The sequence below is a fragment of the Membranihabitans marinus genome (assembly GCF_019802045.1).
In the GTDB taxonomy this organism is placed as follows: domain Bacteria; phylum Bacteroidota; class Bacteroidia; order Chitinophagales; family Saprospiraceae; genus Membranihabitans; species Membranihabitans marinus_A.
In genome coordinates this window covers 207,193-225,216 of record NZ_JAHVHU010000004.1, presented here as the reverse complement: position 1 = coordinate 225,216, position 18,024 = coordinate 207,193, and the positions used below count along the sequence as shown (strand labels likewise).

At 41.3% G+C, this 18,024-nt stretch carries 14 protein-coding genes; 11 read left to right on the top strand and 3 right to left on the bottom strand.

What is annotated here, in order from left to right:
• Positions 1 to 82 precede the first annotated feature (82 nt).
• The 9 genes from KUV50_RS03845 to KUV50_RS03805 all read left to right on the top strand — a co-directional run bounded on the left by KUV50_RS03845 (position 83) and on the right by KUV50_RS03805 (position 11,146).
• Positions 83 to 1,069, top strand: coding sequence for a PorP/SprF family type IX secretion system membrane protein (locus KUV50_RS03845; protein WP_222578774.1), 987 nt, complete (start codon positions 83 to 85; stop codon positions 1,067 to 1,069).
• A gap of 11 nt (positions 1,070 to 1,080) precedes the next feature.
• Positions 1,081 to 3,441: a DUF1573 domain-containing protein gene (locus KUV50_RS03840; protein ID WP_222578773.1), complete on the top strand. Its 2,361-nt coding sequence runs from the start codon at positions 1,081 to 1,083 to the stop codon at positions 3,439 to 3,441.
• Positions 3,442 to 3,715: 274 nt separating this feature from the next.
• The gene (locus tag KUV50_RS03835) at positions 3,716 to 5,329 is read left to right on the top strand and encodes a Na(+)-translocating NADH-quinone reductase subunit A (protein WP_261394977.1); all 1,614 of its coding nucleotides are present in this window, start codon (positions 3,716 to 3,718) and stop codon (positions 5,327 to 5,329) included.
• 82 nt (positions 5,330 to 5,411) lie between these two features.
• Positions 5,412 to 6,662: an NADH:ubiquinone reductase (Na(+)-transporting) subunit B gene (locus tag KUV50_RS03830; RefSeq protein ID WP_222578772.1), complete on the top strand. Its 1,251-nt coding sequence runs from the start codon at positions 5,412 to 5,414 to the stop codon at positions 6,660 to 6,662.
• Positions 6,655 to 7,371: an NADH:ubiquinone reductase (Na(+)-transporting) subunit C gene (gene nqrC, locus KUV50_RS03825; RefSeq protein WP_222578771.1), complete on the top strand. Its 717-nt coding sequence runs from the start codon at positions 6,655 to 6,657 to the stop codon at positions 7,369 to 7,371. Before KUV50_RS03830 ends, nqrC begins: the two co-directional genes overlap by 8 nt.
• Before the next feature lie 18 nt (positions 7,372 to 7,389).
• A complete protein-coding gene (locus KUV50_RS03820; protein ID WP_222578770.1) occupies positions 7,390 to 8,133 on the top strand; it encodes an NADH:ubiquinone reductase (Na(+)-transporting) subunit D in 744 nt (247 codons plus the stop codon).
• A gap of 27 nt (positions 8,134 to 8,160) precedes the next feature.
• A complete protein-coding gene (gene nqrE / locus KUV50_RS03815; RefSeq protein ID WP_222578769.1) occupies positions 8,161 to 8,763 on the top strand; it encodes an NADH:ubiquinone reductase (Na(+)-transporting) subunit E in 603 nt (200 codons plus the stop codon).
• 27 nt (positions 8,764 to 8,790) lie between these two features.
• The gene (gene nqrF, locus KUV50_RS03810) at positions 8,791 to 10,110 is read left to right on the top strand and encodes an NADH:ubiquinone reductase (Na(+)-transporting) subunit F (protein ID WP_222578768.1); all 1,320 of its coding nucleotides are present in this window, start codon (positions 8,791 to 8,793) and stop codon (positions 10,108 to 10,110) included.
• Between the two features lie 88 nt (positions 10,111 to 10,198).
• Complete coding sequence (locus KUV50_RS03805; RefSeq protein ID WP_222578767.1) at positions 10,199 to 11,146, top strand: mechanosensitive ion channel family protein; 948 nt, start codon at positions 10,199 to 10,201, stop codon at positions 11,144 to 11,146.
• 18 nt (positions 11,147 to 11,164) lie between these two features.
• Here KUV50_RS03805 and purU read toward each other — a convergent pair whose 3' ends face one another.
• Positions 11,165 to 11,989 (bottom strand): formyltetrahydrofolate deformylase, encoded by an 825-nt coding sequence (purU, locus tag KUV50_RS03800; protein ID WP_222578766.1) that lies wholly within the window; start codon positions 11,987 to 11,989, stop codon positions 11,165 to 11,167.
• Positions 11,990 to 12,207: 218 nt separating this feature from the next.
• On the opposite strand from purU, the gene KUV50_RS03795 reads away from it, so the two are divergent.
• Positions 12,208 to 12,714 (top strand): thioredoxin family protein, encoded by a 507-nt coding sequence (locus tag KUV50_RS03795; protein ID WP_222578765.1) that lies wholly within the window; start codon positions 12,208 to 12,210, stop codon positions 12,712 to 12,714.
• A gap of 1,104 nt (positions 12,715 to 13,818) precedes the next feature.
• On the opposite strand, the gene KUV50_RS03790 is transcribed toward KUV50_RS03795, so the two are convergent.
• Positions 13,819 to 14,190 (bottom strand): DoxX family membrane protein, encoded by a 372-nt coding sequence (locus KUV50_RS03790; RefSeq protein WP_222578764.1) that lies wholly within the window; start codon positions 14,188 to 14,190, stop codon positions 13,819 to 13,821.
• Positions 14,191 to 14,310: 120 nt separating this feature from the next.
• On the opposite strand from KUV50_RS03790, the gene KUV50_RS03785 reads away from it, so the two are divergent.
• Positions 14,311 to 14,982 carry an RNA polymerase sigma factor gene (locus KUV50_RS03785; protein WP_222578763.1) on the top strand — a complete coding sequence of 224 codons (672 nt, stop codon included), beginning with the start codon at positions 14,311 to 14,313 and terminating at the stop codon, positions 14,980 to 14,982.
• Positions 14,983 to 15,287: 305 nt separating this feature from the next.
• Here KUV50_RS03785 and KUV50_RS03780 read toward each other — a convergent pair whose 3' ends face one another.
• A complete protein-coding gene (locus KUV50_RS03780) occupies positions 15,288 to 17,834 on the bottom strand; it encodes a phosphocholine-specific phospholipase C (RefSeq protein ID WP_222578762.1) in 2,547 nt (848 codons plus the stop codon).
• Positions 17,835 to 18,024: the final 190 nt, after the last annotated feature.

The window sequence follows — 18,024 nt, the reverse complement described above, 5'->3', positions numbered from 1 at the left end:
TTATTGGGTTAAATACGTCATTCATTCCTCCAATACAATCCTAAAATACTATATTTGAAATCTGAGTAATATAAAAGGATCTATGCCGCATAGAATTTTACACATAATCATCATTTCCATTTTTATATCTTTAGGAGCGCTTCAGTCCCAAAACGTGCACTTTTCGAGATATGACTTTCAGCCTCTCTTGCTCAATCCGGCAAATAATGGGTCTTATCTGGGGTCTTACCGGGTAACCGCTATTTACCGGGATCAGTGGGCGAACTTGTTACCCAACCGATTCTCGACACCTGCTATCTCTATTGATGCGCCCTTGGGTTTTTCCTTTCGCGAACAGGATTGGATCGGTGTAGGTGTTAATTTTTACCAGGACCGGGCAGGGGCGGGCAAACTAACCACGACCGGATTCAATGGATATCTTTCTTACCATCTGGCATTGGATAAAAAACAAACTAATGTATTAACAATAGGATTGACCGGAGGATCTAAAACCCGTAAGCTCGGCAACGTTAATGATTTTATTTTCGAAGACCAAACCTCAGGAATTGGAAGTTTATCCCTGGAATCCAGCGGAGGGACTGTCTTTGGTGCAGGTATATTATATAAAACATCAATTAATGAAACGGATGAATTTCGATTTGGGGTTGCAGCATTAAATTTATTACCATTGAAATACCAGCTGACAAATTCCAGTAACGAGAAAGAAATTCCAGAGTTCAATATTCATGCAGAAGGATCTTTTGAGCTGGCAGAAGGACTGGCTCTCGAACCTGCGGTAGTATATCAGATCAAAGAAAGTATGAATCTGGGATATGGTCAGGCAAAGTTGGCTTATAGTCTGGATGATGATAAAAATTTTCGGCTGGTCGGAGGTCTGGGATATCGACTGGGACGTGCCGTCCAGGTGTTAGCCGGAATCGATTATCAGGGTTGGCGGGCTGGTATCGGATATGACTTGAATACGGATCCACTATCACCAGCACAGAGTTTTGAAATCGGAATGTCTTACATTGGTAAGATTTATAAAAGGCCGAAAGTGAAAGAAGTCATTTTATGTCCTCCATTTTAAGTGTGAAAGATATGATATATATACGAATAGGTTTACTTTTTATATTCCTTAGCATTACAACGTGGTTAACTGGGCAGCCCTTGAAAGAGATCCCTTTTCGATTTAAACTCGAAGCGGCAGATTCAGCATACATAAAAAACGATTATTACAATGCCCTGGAATGGTACAATCAAGTGTACCGCGAAGACCGGCAGGACAAATACCTGCATAAATTGGCTGAATTGTATTTTAAAGTCAGAGATTACAAAAGAGCAGAACGATGGTTGGATCGACTCATTCAAAGAGACAAAGAAAATAAATATCCGGTCGCACGACTTCAATATGCTCAGGTCCTCAAGATGAATGGAAAGTATGATGAATCGGCCATTCAATTACAAGAACTACTAAGCGGTTCATATTCTGATTCTGTACAACACATTGCGCAGGTTGAACTGGATGGTATAAATATGGCGGAAGGTCTGGTACGACCATCAAATATCGCGGTGGTCAATGTAGGAACCCGAATTAATACCAGAAACTCCGAAGCTACACCGATACCAGTGGCTGGAGGTGATTTGTACTATGTCTCTTTTGGAGAAAATAAGGTGATTTATACCGGTGATGAAGATATGAATAGTCAGGCCAAGATATTCACAGCCAAAATGAATAGTAAGGGTGAGTTTACACGGAAAGCAACTCCACTTGATGACATTGATACCGGATCAGAAGGGCATATCGGGAATGTTTTTGTTTCGCCCGACGGCAGATCCATGTATTTCACTTATTTTTTGCTTGATGGTAATAAGTTATCTAACAGTGAGATATACCATGTCACTTCAAGTGGCCGAGGATGGTCTTCTCCCAAAAAAGTAAATGGACTTCCTGAACTGGGTATCGTGAAAAATCCTTCGACCGGGACGCTGCTAGGCCAAAAAGTTCTGTTTTTTGCATACAACGGAACTGGTGAAGGAGGTTTTGATATTTTTTATGCCCCGCTGGTTTCCGACACGCAGGTTGGAGAAGTTGTGCCGGTGGGATCGGCGATCAATACCCGGGGTGACGAAATAAGTCCTATTTTTTCTAGCAACACTTTATATTTTAGCAGCAACGGGCATCCGAGTATTGGCGGGTATGATATTTACAGTGCTTTATGGACCGGTGAATCCTGGACTCGAATCGAAAATATGGGAAAAGGGATAAATTCTACCCTGGATGAAACATTTTATTTTCCATCCGGAGACCAGATTAATGGATATTTGGTGTCAAATCGGGAAGGCACCCGTTCTGTGTTAAGTTCGACCTGTTGCGATGATATATTTCAATTGGAGGATAAAACCATTATCATCAGATTGCTTGCAACGGTATTGGATGGAGAAGAACCTTTGAATGGAGCTAGTATTTCGGTCTTTCCGGTCGAACAAAACGAGTGGGGTTCCCCGGATGTTCAATACAATGAAAACGATAATGAATTTGTCTTTCCAATCGATGCCGATAAAGCGTATCAGGTTATGGTGACTCGGGAAGGATACCAGTCTGATACGGTAGCTTTTAATACAGTCGGGGTGGTAGAGTCTAAAGATTTCAGAGGTACCTTCCGGTTAAAAAAGCTCCCTGAAGAAAAAGAAGAGGTAGAAGTCATTGCTATTAATGAACCGATCCGATTAAATAATATTTACTATGATTTTGACGATGATAAGATCAAAATAGAAGCAGAAGAAGATCTCGATTACCTATACGACCTGCTGACAGACTTTCCCAACATGGTGATCGAACTGTCTTCGCATACAGACAGTAGGGGATCTGACCCATATAACCTCGATCTATCTCAGCGACGTGCAGACTCAGCCAAGGATTATCTTGTAAAGCGTGGAGTTAATCCTGATCGAATAATATCCGTGGGCTATGGTGAAACAAAGATATTGAATCATTGTACGAATGGAGTAAAATGTTCTGATGAAGAGCATCAGTTAAACAGAAGAACAGAATTCAAAATCCTTGAAGGTCCTACCACTATCCCGGTAAAACGAGAAACCCGCAAAACACGCGATCGAACTCGAGAAAGCGGTTCCCAACAAACCAGTGCTTACCCGGTGATTGAATTTAGTCAGACAGAGTATGACCTGGGAAAGGTTAAAAAACCAGCTATTAAATCAGGCCAAATTGAATTTAAAAATGTTGGTAATGCCCCCCTTGAAATTGAAGTTGCCAGTGGTTGCGACTGTACCACGCTTGATTGGCCACGATCTGCTATAGCGCCCGGAGAATCCGGAACTATTCAAATCCAGTACGATAGTTCAAAACGTGAGAAGGGACTTCAGGAAGTTACTGTTGATATTTTATCCAATACGAAAGAGGCTGTAACGTCTACCACATTTAAAATATTAGTGGAATAATGCCCCCTTTGCCGGGACCATCAATGAAGGGGAACGCTCATTTTGGATGACGACCGCTTCAATAAATATACATTCTCAATATTTCAACATGAAATACGCCGTAATATTTGTGTATTGTATGGTATATTGATACTTTTGCACCGTGAAAGAAAAACAACCTGTTATACAGTCTAATTGGATTGAATCTAAACTATTCTCAGGCGGTAAATGAATTCACTGGTTACTAGAAACCATTTTATATTTGCACTATATTTTTTAATGACATCAAATGAAAATGAGGAGAACTATCTTTCCTTCCAATTGGTCTTCAATCAGTATAGCGACAATGCTTGCGGTGCTGATATCTACTCAGACCGGGTACAGCCAGAGTTCGGCGGATAATGATATGGTTACCATCGGTTTATTATTGATATTAATCGTGTTAATCATCGGTGCTGTGGCCGTAGCCAGTAGTAATGTTATTCAGATTGCCGTTCAGTCAAAGCAAACGAACTATCATAAGGATTACAGCGAAGAAGATGGCCTTCCGTCCCGACAAGTCCATCAACTAAAAAAGGGAATGGATATCCTGCTTAAAGGAGCCTCAAAGAATAAGTTTACCGAAGTTCATACAAGTCGATATGCACTTCAGCCATTTAATTTTCACAACATAGCGCCTATCCCCAAAGTAGTGGTAGAAGATGGAGGGGAAGTTCTAGCTGGTGACCCTTTGTTCTATGACAAACAACATCCTGATGTGTTTTTTGTGAGTCCGGTCAGTGGTGAAATGGCTGGCATCGTACGTGGAGCAAAGAGAGCGGTGAACCAGGTCATCGTATTAGCTGATCGTGAAATTAAGTATAAAAAACTAAATAGTCCGGATCTAAAATCATCAGATCGGCTAACCATACGAGAGTTTTTAAAAAAGAATGGTGGCTGGCCCTTATTCCGACAGCGTCCTTTTAATATATTACCAGATAACGAAGGCGATCCGAGAGATATTTTTATTTCTACTTTTGATACAGCACCCTTAGCCGGTGCAATGTCAGCAAAAATTGATGGTAGATATGAGGCCATTCAAAAAGGGGTCGAGGTACTTCATAAATTAACGGATGGAAAAGTTTATATGGGTATCGACGGACGGAAAGATGCTGAATTGCCGCGCGAATTGACTGAAATAAACGGCGTGGAATACCATGCTTTTGACGGTCCACACCCCTGTGGTAATGTCGGTGTCCAGATTCATCACATCGACTACATCAAAAAGGGAGACATCGTATGGACCATTGGTGTTCAAGAACTGATCACATTGGGCAATATGTTTCTGCTTGATATATATGATGCACAACGGGTCATAAATATTAGCGGTAATGCTGCACATGATCCCCATTATGTCAAAACATATCTGGGAGCTGATTTGAGCGAGATAGTGCCCGAATCATTTGACGATCCTGGTATTCGTGTGATTTCTGGGCATGTACTTCATGGAAATAAAAAAGGTGAAAATCCTTTTCTTGATTTTTATACACAGCAGGTAACTATTATTCCGGAAGGAGATCAATATGAAATGTTTGGCTGGCTTGTCCCCCAATCCATGCGGCCCAGTGCATCGCACACATATCCCAATTTTCTCTTTAAGGATATGAAATACAATGTTGATACGAATAAACATGGAGAAAAACGAGCATTCGTCATGACCGGACAATATGAAGAGGTCTTGCCCGTGGATACCTATCCGCAGCAGTTCTTCAAAGGGATCGTTACTCAAGATATCGACCGAATGGAAGGGTTGGGTATTTATGAATTAGTAGAAGAAGATGTAGCTTTATGTGAATTTGTTTGCACGTCAAAGCAACCACTACAGAGAATTTTACGCGAGGGGTTGGATTATATGCAGTACGAAGCTTAATGGATAGCTGAGACATCCTGCAGCGTCGACTTTGTCGCAGATAAATAGAATGATCTAAATAAAAAGAACGTAAAAATTAAGCATGAACAAGCTGCTGAAATTTATAAAGAAAATAGAGCCTAAGAAAGGAACGATTAACCATACGTTGTACGATGGCCTATTCACTTTCCTATTCACGCCAAATGATACGACCACGCCGGAAGGCGTTCATATCAGAGATCGAATTGATCTGAAGAGAACCATGGTTATGGTTGTTCTGGCCTTGCAATTGTGTTATTTATTCGGTACCTACAACATCGGACATCAACACTTCCAAGCTCTGGGAATCCATACTGGTTTTTTTAATGGTTTTCATTTAAAACTAGCTTACGGGCTTACGAAGTTACTTCCCTTGTTTATATGGACCCACGTCGTGGGACTGGGGATTGAATTTTATTTCGCCTGGAAGAAAGGACATCCGATAGAGGAAGGATTTTTAGTTTCCGGTGCCTTGATTCCTTTGATCATGCCACCGGATTTACCAATTTGGATGTTGTGTCTGGCGGTTGCTTTTGCTGTATTTCTCGGAAAAGAAGCATTTGGTGGTACTGGTATGAATATATGGAATGTTGCTTTATTAGCCCGGGCATTTGTTTTCTTCGCCTATCCGACAACCATTTCGGGAGATCAGGTATGGATTGCTGGGTTTGAAAATATTTTGCCAGGTGCTCAGGTAGAGTATGGTTGGTGGCAGACTTCTTTTTTCAACACACTATTCGAATGGTTTGGCTGGGCACAATTTGATCCCAGTGCTACCATAATTGATGGGTTTACCGGCGCAACTCCACTGGCTCTTGCTTATGAAGGCGGGTGGGATAAAGTGACGGAAATATACAGTTCAAGTCAAATGTTCTGGGGAACCATACCCGGGTCCATCGGAGAAACATCAAAACCTTTAATCATTTTAGGCGCATTGATGTTGATCATTACAAAGATAGGTAGTTGGCGAATCATGGTAAGTGGATTGTTTGGCGCAATCGTCATGTCCATGTTATTCAACTTGTGGGGAGCTACTCCATTTATGAATGTACCATGGCAAGACCAGTTGCTGATGGGTAGTTTTTGGTTTGCAATCGTATATATGGCGACCGACCCTGTCACAGCAGCCGGGACTAATTTTGGTAAATTAATCTATGGTTTCCTGATCGGTATGATCGGTATGATTGTGCGAATTATCAATCCGGCCTATCCTGAGGGATGGATGTTGGCGATTTTGTTTATGAATACGATGGCTCCGTTGATGGATCATTATATTGTTGAAAGTAACATGAAAAAAAGATTGAAAAGTGCGTAATACAAACTACATCATAAAATTTGTCTTGATCATGACCGTGGTCGTGGCGTTTATATTGGCGGGCATGCAAACTGTTTTAAAGCCGATTCATGAACTGAATGCTGCTGTTTACAATAAAAAAAGTGTGCTTCTTTCTATCTCCGATGAATTCGATAAATCGATTGATGCGATGACCGTCCAGGAGGTGCAAGATATATTTGATAATAAAATAGAAGAGATCGTCGTCGATGCCAACGGCAATATTGTAGAGGGAGAAAGTGCTGAAGAGGTTTTATTGGAAGTGGAACTCAAAAAACCCAAAGCCGAACAACATTATCCCGTATATATCTACAATAAAGATGATGGATCAAAGCTTTATATAGTCAGTGTTCGCGGTCAGGGCTTGTGGGACGCTATCTGGGGCAACATTGCTTTACAACAGGACTTAGAAACTATCGCTGGAGTGAGTTTTGATCACGCCGGAGAGACGCCAGGTCTTGGTGCAGAAATCAAAGATAACCCAGCCTTCCCAGAACAGTTTGAAGGCAAGGAAATTTATAACGATGAAGGTGAATATACTGCAGTACAGGTTGTCAAAGGAATTATCCGGCAACCAAGCCACCAGGTAGAAGGAATATCTGGTGCGACAATCACATCCGATGGAGTCACTAAAATGCTCTACAACGGATTGCAGAACTACGAGCCTTACTTCGAATCAATACAAAAATAACTCAAAATATCATCCAACATGGCTGAGACGATTAACAAAGAAAAAGCACCGCTTAAAGAAAAAAAGCCGCTTTTTGAATTTGGGAAGAAGGAACGCAAACTAATAACGGATCCGTTGAATGATGACAATCCTATTACCGTTCAGGTACTTGGGATTTGTTCGGCGCTGGCAGTAACCACATTGGTGTACCCGTCCTTCGTCATGACGATTGCTGTAATATTCGTTTGTGCTTTCTCCAACTTATTCACATCACTATTACGTTCTTATATCCCGAAAGCTGTACGTATGATCGTGCAGCTGGTTATTATAGCAACGTTAGTGACCATCGTAGAACTGACATTGAAAGCGGTAAACTACACCGTTTATAAGCAGCTTTCTGTATTTATCGGTTTGATTATTACGAATTGTATTGTGATGGGGCGACTGGAGGCCTTTGCAATGGCGAATAAACCATGGAGATCATTTTTAGATGGTATTGGCAATGGATTGGGATATGGAGCAATATTGTTGCTTGTCGGGATTGTTCGTGAAATCTTTGGAAAAGGAACCCTTTTTGCCGGATCGCCTTTCGGTACTTTAAAATTTATCGGAGCTTCACCAGATTATCTTATTAATACAGCTGCGACCTCCGGATTCGATTCTTGGTTTGGTTGGTACCAAAATAATGGGCTCATGGTCATTTCAGCATCGGCTATGTTTATCATTGCTGTCCTTATTTGGGCGCAACGAGCCTGGAATACCAAATTGATTGATGTCTCCTAACTACAAACTTTTTAAACCATACACATTATGGAGTATATAAATATTTTTATCAAATCCGCTTTCATCGAGAACCTGGTGCTCTCATATTTTTTGGGAATGTGCTCTTATTTGGCTGTATCCAAATCCGTGAAGACTGCATTTGGTCTGGGACTAGCGGTGATTTTTGTTTTAGGGATTACAGTACCAATCAATTGGTTAATCACCACTTATATACTTAGTCCGGATGGTATTTTAGGAATGGATTTAACCTTTTTGCGATTAATTCTGTTTATAGCTGTGATTGCATCCATGGTTCAATTGGTTGAAATGGTCATTGAAAAATTTTCACCGGGCTTATACAGCGCGCTTGGTATTTTTCTTCCCTTGATTACTGTGAATTGTGCCATCTTAGGTGGATCGCTTTTTGTGGTGACTCGGGAATACAATTTTGGTGAATCCGTGGCCTTTGGTTTAGGGGGTGGATTTGGTTGGTTTCTGGCCATCATTGCTATTGCAGCCATCCGGGAAAAAATGTCCTACTCCAATGTCCCCGCACCAATGCGTGGCTTAGGAATGGCATTCCTTTTAACCGGACTCATGGGAATTGCTTTTTTGAGTTTGCTGGGAATTGATCCAAATGCCTTTAATTAGAAGAGAGAACAATTAGAATAGAACATCATGATCATATTACTCGATTTATTACCGATAGCATACGCCATTCTGGTCTTCAGTGTTTTGATACTCCTGTTGGCCATGATGCTGATCTTTGCAAGAAAAAAGCTTGTTCCACAAGGCGAAGTCGACATTATTGTTAATGGCGATGAAGAAAAACCGATCAAAGCGCAGCCTGGTTCCTCTTTGTTAACCACGCTTGCTGATCAAAATATATTTCTACCATCCGCTTGCGGTGGTGGTGGAACCTGTGCTATGTGTACCTGTCAGGTTTTTTCCGGAGGTGGGGATATTCTTCCCACTGAATTGAATCACATCAGCCGAAAAGAAGCTGCAAACAATGTGCGACTGGCCTGTCAGGTGAAAGTTCGGGATAATATGACTATTAAAATTCCTGAAGAAATATTTGGAATTAAGAAGTGGGAGTGTGAAGTGGTGTCAAATTATAATGTGGCTTCATTTATTAAAGAATTTATCGTAAAACTACCGGAGGGGGAGACGTTGGATTTTAAACCAGGTGGTTATATCCAGATCGATGTCCCGGAAACAGTCGTTAAATTCGAAAATTTTGACATTAGTCCTTTACCAGATGACCCGGCAGGCGCAGATAAATATAAAAGTGAGTGGGATAATTGGAAATTGTGGGATCTGAAAATGGTCAACGATGAACCGCAGTTTCGAGCTTATTCCATGGCGAACCACCCTGCAGAAGGAAATATTGTTATGTTGAATATCCGGATTGCCACACCTCCTTTTGATCGCAATACCAATTCCTGGAAAGATGTGAATCCCGGTGTATGCTCCTCTTATGTATTTGATCAGAAACCAGGTGACAAGGTTACCATTTCGGGACCTTATGGTGAATTCTTTATAAAAGATAGTAAGAAAGAAATGATTTACATCGGCGGTGGTGCCGGGATGGCGCCGCTCCGTTCTCATTTGTTCCATTTATTTGAAACGGAGAATGAAAGAGACCGAAAGATCACGTACTGGTACGGTGGCCGTAGTAAGCGAGAGTTGTTCTATACCGATCATTTCCGTAAATTGGAAGAAGAATACGATAACTTCCAGTACAACATTGCTTTATCTGCTGCTCTTGAAGAGGATAACTGGAAGGTCAAAAAATCACTCGATGATCCGGAAGGCGATGGATTTACTGGGTTTATCCATCAGGCATTGTATGATAACTACTTAAAAGACCATCCAGAACCTGAAGAGGTGGAGTATTATTTGTGTGGACCAGGCCCAATGCTCGATGCTTGTCTTAATATGTTTGATGAACTCGGTGTTCCCGAAGAAAATATAGCTTTTGATGATTTCGGATAATCCCCCGCATCTTTATATTAAATAAAAATTAAAACTCTATCCTGACTCTGTTGGGATAGAGTTTTTTTATTAGGTTAAATATATCTACTTGAGCAAACAAATAATATCGATGGAAGAAGCACAAAGTCCACTACAACTTATTTGGGATAAATTATTGGAATGGTATCGGTTAGTTGTTGAAATGCTACCTAATTTTGTATTGGCCGTTATTATTGTTATCGGCTTCTATTTTCTAGCCAGATTAATTAAAAAAATCGTTGGCAAGCTGGTCGGGAAACTTCTTCAACGGGAATCTTTGATAAAATTGCTAACTACGATTACCTATGTTTTAGTGATAATTATAGGAATGTTCGTAGCTCTGAGTGTTCTTAAACTGGATAAAGCCGTGACTTCTTTACTGGCTGGCGCTGGAATTATAGGCTTGGCACTCGCCTTTGCCTTTCAAGATTTTGCAGCCAATTTCATGGCTGGAATTATGATGGCTGTGAGAGCTCCCTTTAAAGTTGGTGATTTAATAGAAACCAACGATATTAAAGGAAGAATTAAAGAAATTCAATTTCGAACTACTGAACTATTATCGCTCCAAGGTCAGTTGGTGGTGATACCCAATAAGGATATTTTTCAGAATCCATTGTTTAATTTTTCTCAACCGGCTAGATACCGTGTCGATCTGGATTGTGGGGTTTCTTATGGAGATGATTTGGAAAAGGTTCGATCGGTGACAAAAAAAGCACTGGAACATATTCCGCACCGGATGAAAGAGAAAGACATTGAAGTATTTTTTAAAGAATTTGGAGGTAGTTCGATCAATCTGGAAGCTCGGGTATGGATCGAATACCAGAAGCATACCGATTTCCTGGAAGCGCGCTCAGAAGCTGTTATCGCCATTAAGAAAGCCTATGACGAAGCGGATATAATGATTCCATTCCCGATCCGTACACTCGATTTTGGTATACGAGGTGGCGAAACACTCGCTGAAATGGCAAAAGGACCATTGAAAAAGTTTGACGCATCCCAAAATGATGAGCCGGTTTGATTCCTTTTAGGTTATAAGTTAAAATACTATCGTCTTATTACCCTGGATGAAAACTTTCTCTTGAAAAACCAAATCCAGAGCACGTGCGAGGACTATTTTCTCAACATCTTTTCCAGCTTTGGCCATCTCTCGGGGGCTATAACCATGATGGACCCGGATGGTATCTTGCTCGATGATAGGGCCTTCATCCAAATCCTCGCTTACAAAATGAGCTGAGGCTCCTATCACCTTGACGCCTCGCATATACGCCTGATTGTAAGGGCGGGCACCTTTAAAAGCTGGTAAAAAAGAATGATGGATGTTTATCATTCTGTTTCTGTATTTCTGCACAAAGTCACTACTCAAAATCCGCATATACTTCGCAAGAATTATATAATCGATATCGTATTGATCAATTACCTCCAGAATTTTCTTCTCATGATCCTGACGGGAGTACTTCCGGTGATCGATAAAGTAAAATGGAATGTCATACCTTGCGGCAGACTTTCTGAGAACTTCATGGTTCGAGATGACACATTGGATATCCGCCTGGAGGTCATCATTTTCACAACGATTGACAATATCACTCAGACAGTGGTGTTCTTTACTTGCCATCAAAATGATGCGTCTTCTCCGGTCCGGGGTTAATTTTATTTTAGCATCTTTAGGTAAGAGTGATTTCAGCCGCTCCAGAATGGCATCACCACCTTCATTCCCTTCGTATTCCGTCCGCATAAAAAAACGGTTAACATCGGTGTCTACGTATTCATCATTTTTGACAATATTCAATCCAGCTTCATACAGACATTTCGTCACTTTATAAATCAGGCCTTTGGTGTCGGTACAGGTTATTTTAAGTATCACGGTTGCTTATTTTTGTAGAGAAGGGTTCAATTCGCGTGCCAAATTAAAAAATAAATTGATATGAAAGGCAAATCTCTTATTACGCGTAGGTAAATCTGCAACTGTTCGACCACCCAGGATGAATTCAATTAACAAATATTTTCTTTTCTGTCTTTGATATATTGAACATTGTGCGGTATTTTGCAGTTTAATTGACGTGAAAAATAAAAAATAGAAATATGAAAATATTGAGCCAACTCAGTTTACCGGGATTAATCACAGGACTAGTTCTGATGTTTCTGGGGACCGGGATTAGTCAGGAAGATTACACTGCCCACAATGAAGGCTGGATGGTTAGCGTAGAAGAAGCTCAGGCCGTTTCTCAAAAAACTGGCAAACCAATTATGGCCAATTTTACTGGAAGTGATTGGTGTGGATGGTGTAAACGGTTAACTGCTTCTGTTTTTTCAAAAGATGAATTTAAAAAGTGGGCTGATGAAAATGTTGTTCTCCTTGAACTGGATTTCCCCCGAAGAACGAAATTACCGAAAGAGATCCAACAACAAAATTATAGTCTTCAGAAAGCTTTCAAAGTAACTGGTTATCCCACGGTTTGGGTGTTTTACTTAAAGCCCAATGAAGAAACCGGACAAATGAATATCGACCCGGTCGGACGAACTGGTTACAAGCCGTCTGCGAAAGCATTTATTGATGAAGTCGATCAGATGATAGCTGCTAAACAATAGCATTCTATTTAATCGCTCACCAATTTTTTTGATTTTGGAACAGCTGTAAATAAAAGGCTGAAGTAATTTAAAACCAGTCCAGAATGGATTGGCCAATCGAATGTTTTGGGAATCTCCACCAACCATTTGATTCCAGGAAAATTTCATTACGTTGCTCGCTCATTGAGGAGCCCAGTTTGTCCGTATCTTCGTCATTTCATTCTGACTGTAAAAAGCGGAAAGACAAACTGGATAAAATGGGATGGTAAATGTGATTCTATTGTAATTGCCCGCGTGATTTTCGATAAAAGCCGAACGAGCTCTTAAGCAAGGTGGTACCATCTATATGGGCATTTGTTTTTGACCTTACTTTCATCTTTGCAGTTGCCTCCAACAGTATATGGTCTACTATGATAGAGGTTCGATCCCTCCTAAATTGTCCACACATAACACACCTGGATTGCCTGACTGTTCATAACATCGGGTTCAGCTGCCATCCTCCCTGCGGTCGGAGGGCAGCTGAACGGGTCGGAGACAAGCCCCTGGTTCTGCACTGTCCTCCCTACGGTCAGACAGCACCGAACCAGGGATATCACGGAATCCGAAAAAAATTTGGCGCTCCGCGCCATTTTTTCCGTACTCCGGATATCCCCGACCCGTGATCCTTAGAGTTTCAGAATTCAATATTGGATGAATATCAAGGTATCAAGAAAACGATGGCCTTTGATTAAACTCTCGTTAGCTGCTGATCTTATTTGGTAGGAAACCAATATAGGCCGTGGATCGCCAATGCGCCAATTAAAATTTACGGTTATGACTTCAGGCTCGGGCACCAAAAACTTAAAGGGCTCATTATTGGCTGACCACACACCGCCCGGTTGTCCCATTAAGCCTGATGGTGTAAATAGTCTTCTCATCTTCCATCAAAAACCGAATTTAATGAAAGTCTGCCAGTTGGCTTCAATTTGAATGACATCCAGACCTGCGGAAAATTTTAATATAAATGGACGGGAAATATATTGGCTATAGATATTCCTCTTCGATTAAGACATAGCTCGCTCAAATCTTGCTATGTATATATACAAAATCTGGGGGAGGAAATGCGAAAAAATCGTTATAGGAAAATTACTCATTGGAATCCTTATGAAGAACTGCCAGACAATAGGCCGCAACAGCCATAACAAGGTCCCGAATGGCGACATCCAGGAATTGACCGCCGATAATGAGGGTTAATGTGATCCCAATCAACCATGCCATGACGATATAGGCGCCCATCTTTGTTTTAGTAAATACGAGGACTCCGGCTATAATTTCTATGACACCTACCACCATCATAAACGCATCCGGTGACATGGGAAGTAACCCGGACATCCACGTAGCCAGGTAATCACTCCAATCGGTCAGCAGATTTGTAAATTTGTCTAAGCCTGCTACGATTGGAACAATACCGAACGTATACTTCAAAATGGTTCTTACGAATTGAACATTCTCTTTCATGATTCTGATTTAAGTTCGTTATAAAATTTATTACATGACTTTGATCAGAATACTTGAAATTGGTTACAGGAATTTGTAACTTTTTGGCCGAAGCTGTATCCAATACCTAAAAGACAGCACATGAAACTTTTAAAACGTAAGGTAGGTTCCGACAATGCACTCAAAGAATCTGAATTGATCAAAAGAATTTTAAGCGGCGAAAAGGAGCTTTATGAAATTTTGGTCCGCAGAAATAACCAGAAATTGTACCGGGTCATAAGGGGATACTTAAACAATGAGGAGGAGATCGAAGATGCCATGCAAAATGCATATTTAAATGCGTATGAAAAACTGTATCAATTTAAACTCAATGCCACCTTTTCAACGTGGCTGATTCGAATTGGGATCAATGAAGCATTGGCCCGACTCCGTGAAAAGAAAAGATCGTATACAGCGGATTCAGAGAATGGCGAGTATTTTATAAATCTAACCCTGGAACTTCCCGATAATAAACAACCAAATCCACAAAAGAATATGATCAAAAAAGAAACTAAGCAGCTTCTTGAAGATGCGATTGATCAATTGGATCTGAAATACAGAACCGTCTACATCATGAAGGAGGTCGAAGGTTTGTCTGTCAAAGAGGTGGCATTGGCACTTGACCTGACCGAGTCCAATGTGAAAGTCCGCCTGCATCGATCTCGGGCGATGCTCAAAGAAATTTTATATGAATTGTCTGTGGATAAAAGCATCTTTGAATTCGGATTTGGCCGTTGTGACCGGATCACAGAACGGGTCATGGAAAAGTTGTAAAGAGTGCCTGTCATTCATAAATGAATAAAAATATTTCTACGGAGGGCTCTGGCAGCAGGTTTCTTCTCGACTGTGGCATGCCGATTTTATTCGTGACTGACAGCAGCTCGTGGGACAGTAGGAATTGCTGCGGTGTGTTCAAGCAGACGGCTCAATGCATGGGTGCCAGTAGGAATTGTCCTGCCTATCGGAGTTAATTCCACGTCAGCGGAGCCCAAAATGAATTAAGTGAAATTTCCGATGATGGAAATTAATAAATCAGAGGATACCCCATTGATCATAAAGTTGCAGCCATCCAACCCGAGTTATGCCATTTGGGGATCCGTCTTCCCATCCTGATCATTCTCCACACGACCAGCCATGTGTCTGCCGAACAAACGGTATCCGTCTACCTCCACCTTCAAGTCATACCACCGGTGACTTTTACTGAGATCGATAACCGTGCTCTGCTTTCCTGGCTCTAGCGTTAATTCCAACGGGGATTGCCCATACGCCTGATCCACGATGTTCGCCGAAATATTTTTACCTGTTTTATTATTGAATATGATTTCCAGATTACCAGTTAACTTCAATGGGTTTCTGGCATCCTGTTCATAATCACAGTACAACTCTAACTCCGGGTCATTTTCACTCCCCATATATTCCCGGTAAAACCCATTGGGGCCATATACCCGGAGGTGGTACCCAGATTCTTGAAAATTAGTCAATGGATAGCTATCTTCCAAACGATCGCCTGCAGCGACGGCATAATTCCAGGCACGAACCTTTTCAAAATCATCGGAGTTTGCTTTTTTATAGGAACCAGGTGCATAGACGATGTAGGGAACTCCCCGAGTCCGGTCTCCAAAAACAAAATTTCTGGCTTCGAATTTCAGCTCAAAAGCTCTTTTACTTTTATTAAGCTGACCATCGACATTCATATGATAGCAAAGCGCATTGCTATCTTTTATGCCTGGTTCTTGTGTGGGCATATAAGCAGATTCCCGGGGATTTTCATTAATTTGTTTTTGTTCTGATTCCGTTAAATTTTTGTACCCTTCGGGAAGATCTTTGTACTGAGCCTGATGAATGGTCGCCACGAATTTATCTCGTTCGACCGAATCCGGATAAAAGATCTTTTCTCCATTGTACGGTCTGAATGCAGAAGACATATCTCCGCATATCATTCGTCGCCAGGGGCTAATATTTTCTTCACGCAAATTTCCTTTCGACTTCTTGGCCATAACCCTTTCGATTAATTGTAAGGTGGATGTGTGATCCAATACGTCTGAGTTAACATATCCACCTCGGCTCCAGGGTGAAACCACCAACATAGGGACACGAAAACCTAAACCCACAGGTCCCCATCTGGCACTAGAGGGATTATTTTTCCGACGCTCCAACTCATCCTCTTTTCGGGCAAATTCCAACCATGTGTCCGAATTATGACTTATTTTTCCGGTTTCCGGGTTCCCCGTTTCCGGTGGAACAAAAGGCGGAACGTGGTCAAAGTAACCATCATTTTCATCATAATTAATAATAAAAATAGTTTTCTTCCATACCTCTGGATTCTTGGTTAGGATATCAACCATTTCAGAGATGTACCAAGCCCCATACCAAGGCGCGCTCGGATGATCTGAGAAATTTTTAGGAGCACACACCCAGGAAACAGCAGGTAAATTCCCTTCATCGACATCTTTACGGAATTGATACAAAATATCGCTTTTTGGAACTTTCATTTCCCGATCCGTTCCATCATCATTGTATTTCAAGGTTTCGATGGAATGGTAATCAGGATCGCCTATATTGGTCTGATAGGCATTGTTGTGAATGTTTTTTTCATATTCACTTAGTTCTTCAAAAATCTCCCGGTTCCAGTTCTGTTTATTTGATTTTGCTTGTTGAAGATGATTTTTGGTTTCTTCCAGTGTTTTTGCTAAATTTTTATATTCCTCTGATCCGCTGGTGAGTCTGGATAGCTCTTTTTCCATTTGTTCTATTCGAGCGGGAACCTCCTCGATAACTCTGGACAGGTAATTCTGAAACCCTTCGGCGTACCGCACTCCGTATTGTTCAAACCATTCCAAATTGTTATTGGTGTAATTAGCCAACCAGGACTCTTCTTCGCCTTCAAAACCACAAGGCATACTCAGCTCATTTTGATATACCCGCCAGGATATTCCATTTTCTTCCAATCGTTCGGGGAAGGTTTTCCAGCGGGCCCAATTATAATAGGTTACATCGTGATTGTGTACATTGGCTTTTGACTTCCGGTAGGAGGGATCTCTCAAGGTTCCGGACCAAAGATAATGGCGATTTGCTGTAGTTCCTGTCAAGCTGGAGCAAAAGTTGTAATCACAAACCGTGAAAGCATCTGCAAGCGCATAATAAAAAGGAATATCGTTTCTATCATGAAACCCCATAGTTAACGGCATGTGTTTAAAATCCGGATTTCCGGAGCGTTTTGCCTCAAGCCACAGATCATATTTCCCGTTATTCCGTGCATCCACCATGTTTTCCCAGGAATGGGGAAGGGAGGACATCCAGGTTGCTTTGGTGTTTTTGATATCCAAGCGAAAAGGCGAATAGGTATTCCCATTTTTATCGGACTGGAGCCAGACTTTGTTATTATTGGGTTGTGTGATCGCCCGGGGATCGTTAAACCCCCTCACACCGCGCAATTTTCCAAACGCATGATCAAAAGACCGATTTTCCTGCATCAGTATGACGATATGTTCGGCATCTTCGAAGGTACTTCCTTTGGCAGGGTTAATCGCTAATGCACGTTGGATTGATGATGGCAATAAGCCGGCCATGGCGGTCGTACCGGAAAGTAAAGCTGCTTGCTTGATAAAGTCTCGTCTGGATGCCATTATTAATGATTGTATTTAAGAATGTTTTAAAGAATGTGTGAACATAATAAAAATAATTCAAACTTAATGATCTAGTAATTCAGTTATTCTAGGCACACTGTCTAAAAGGAGAATGTTTCGGTTCCGTAATTAAATGCCCTCCGGACATTAAGTCCGCTAATTGCGGACTATACGCCAAGCATTTATTCAT

Coding starts and splice junctions, on each gene's coding strand:
- KUV50_RS03845 (WP_222578774.1), top strand. CDS start 83: ATGCCGCATAGAATTTTACACATAATCATCATTTCCATTTTTATATCT.
- KUV50_RS03840 (WP_222578773.1), top strand. CDS start 1,081: ATGATATATATACGAATAGGTTTACTTTTTATATTCCTTAGCATTACA.
- KUV50_RS03835 (WP_261394977.1), top strand. CDS start 3,716: ATGAGGAGAACTATCTTTCCTTCCAATTGGTCTTCAATCAGTATAGCG.
- KUV50_RS03830 (WP_222578772.1), top strand. CDS start 5,412: ATGAACAAGCTGCTGAAATTTATAAAGAAAATAGAGCCTAAGAAAGGA.
- KUV50_RS03820 (WP_222578770.1), top strand. CDS start 7,390: ATGGCTGAGACGATTAACAAAGAAAAAGCACCGCTTAAAGAAAAAAAG.
- nqrE (WP_222578769.1), top strand. CDS start 8,161: ATGGAGTATATAAATATTTTTATCAAATCCGCTTTCATCGAGAACCTG.
- nqrF (WP_222578768.1), top strand. CDS start 8,791: ATGATCATATTACTCGATTTATTACCGATAGCATACGCCATTCTGGTC.
- KUV50_RS03795 (WP_222578765.1), top strand. CDS start 12,208: ATGAAAATATTGAGCCAACTCAGTTTACCGGGATTAATCACAGGACTA.
- KUV50_RS03790 (WP_222578764.1), bottom strand. CDS start 14,190: ATGAAAGAGAATGTTCAATTCGTAAGAACCATTTTGAAGTATACGTTC.
- KUV50_RS03785 (WP_222578763.1), top strand. CDS start 14,311: ATGAAACTTTTAAAACGTAAGGTAGGTTCCGACAATGCACTCAAAGAA.
- KUV50_RS03780 (WP_222578762.1), bottom strand. CDS start 17,834: ATGGCATCCAGACGAGACTTTATCAAGCAAGCAGCTTTACTTTCCGGT.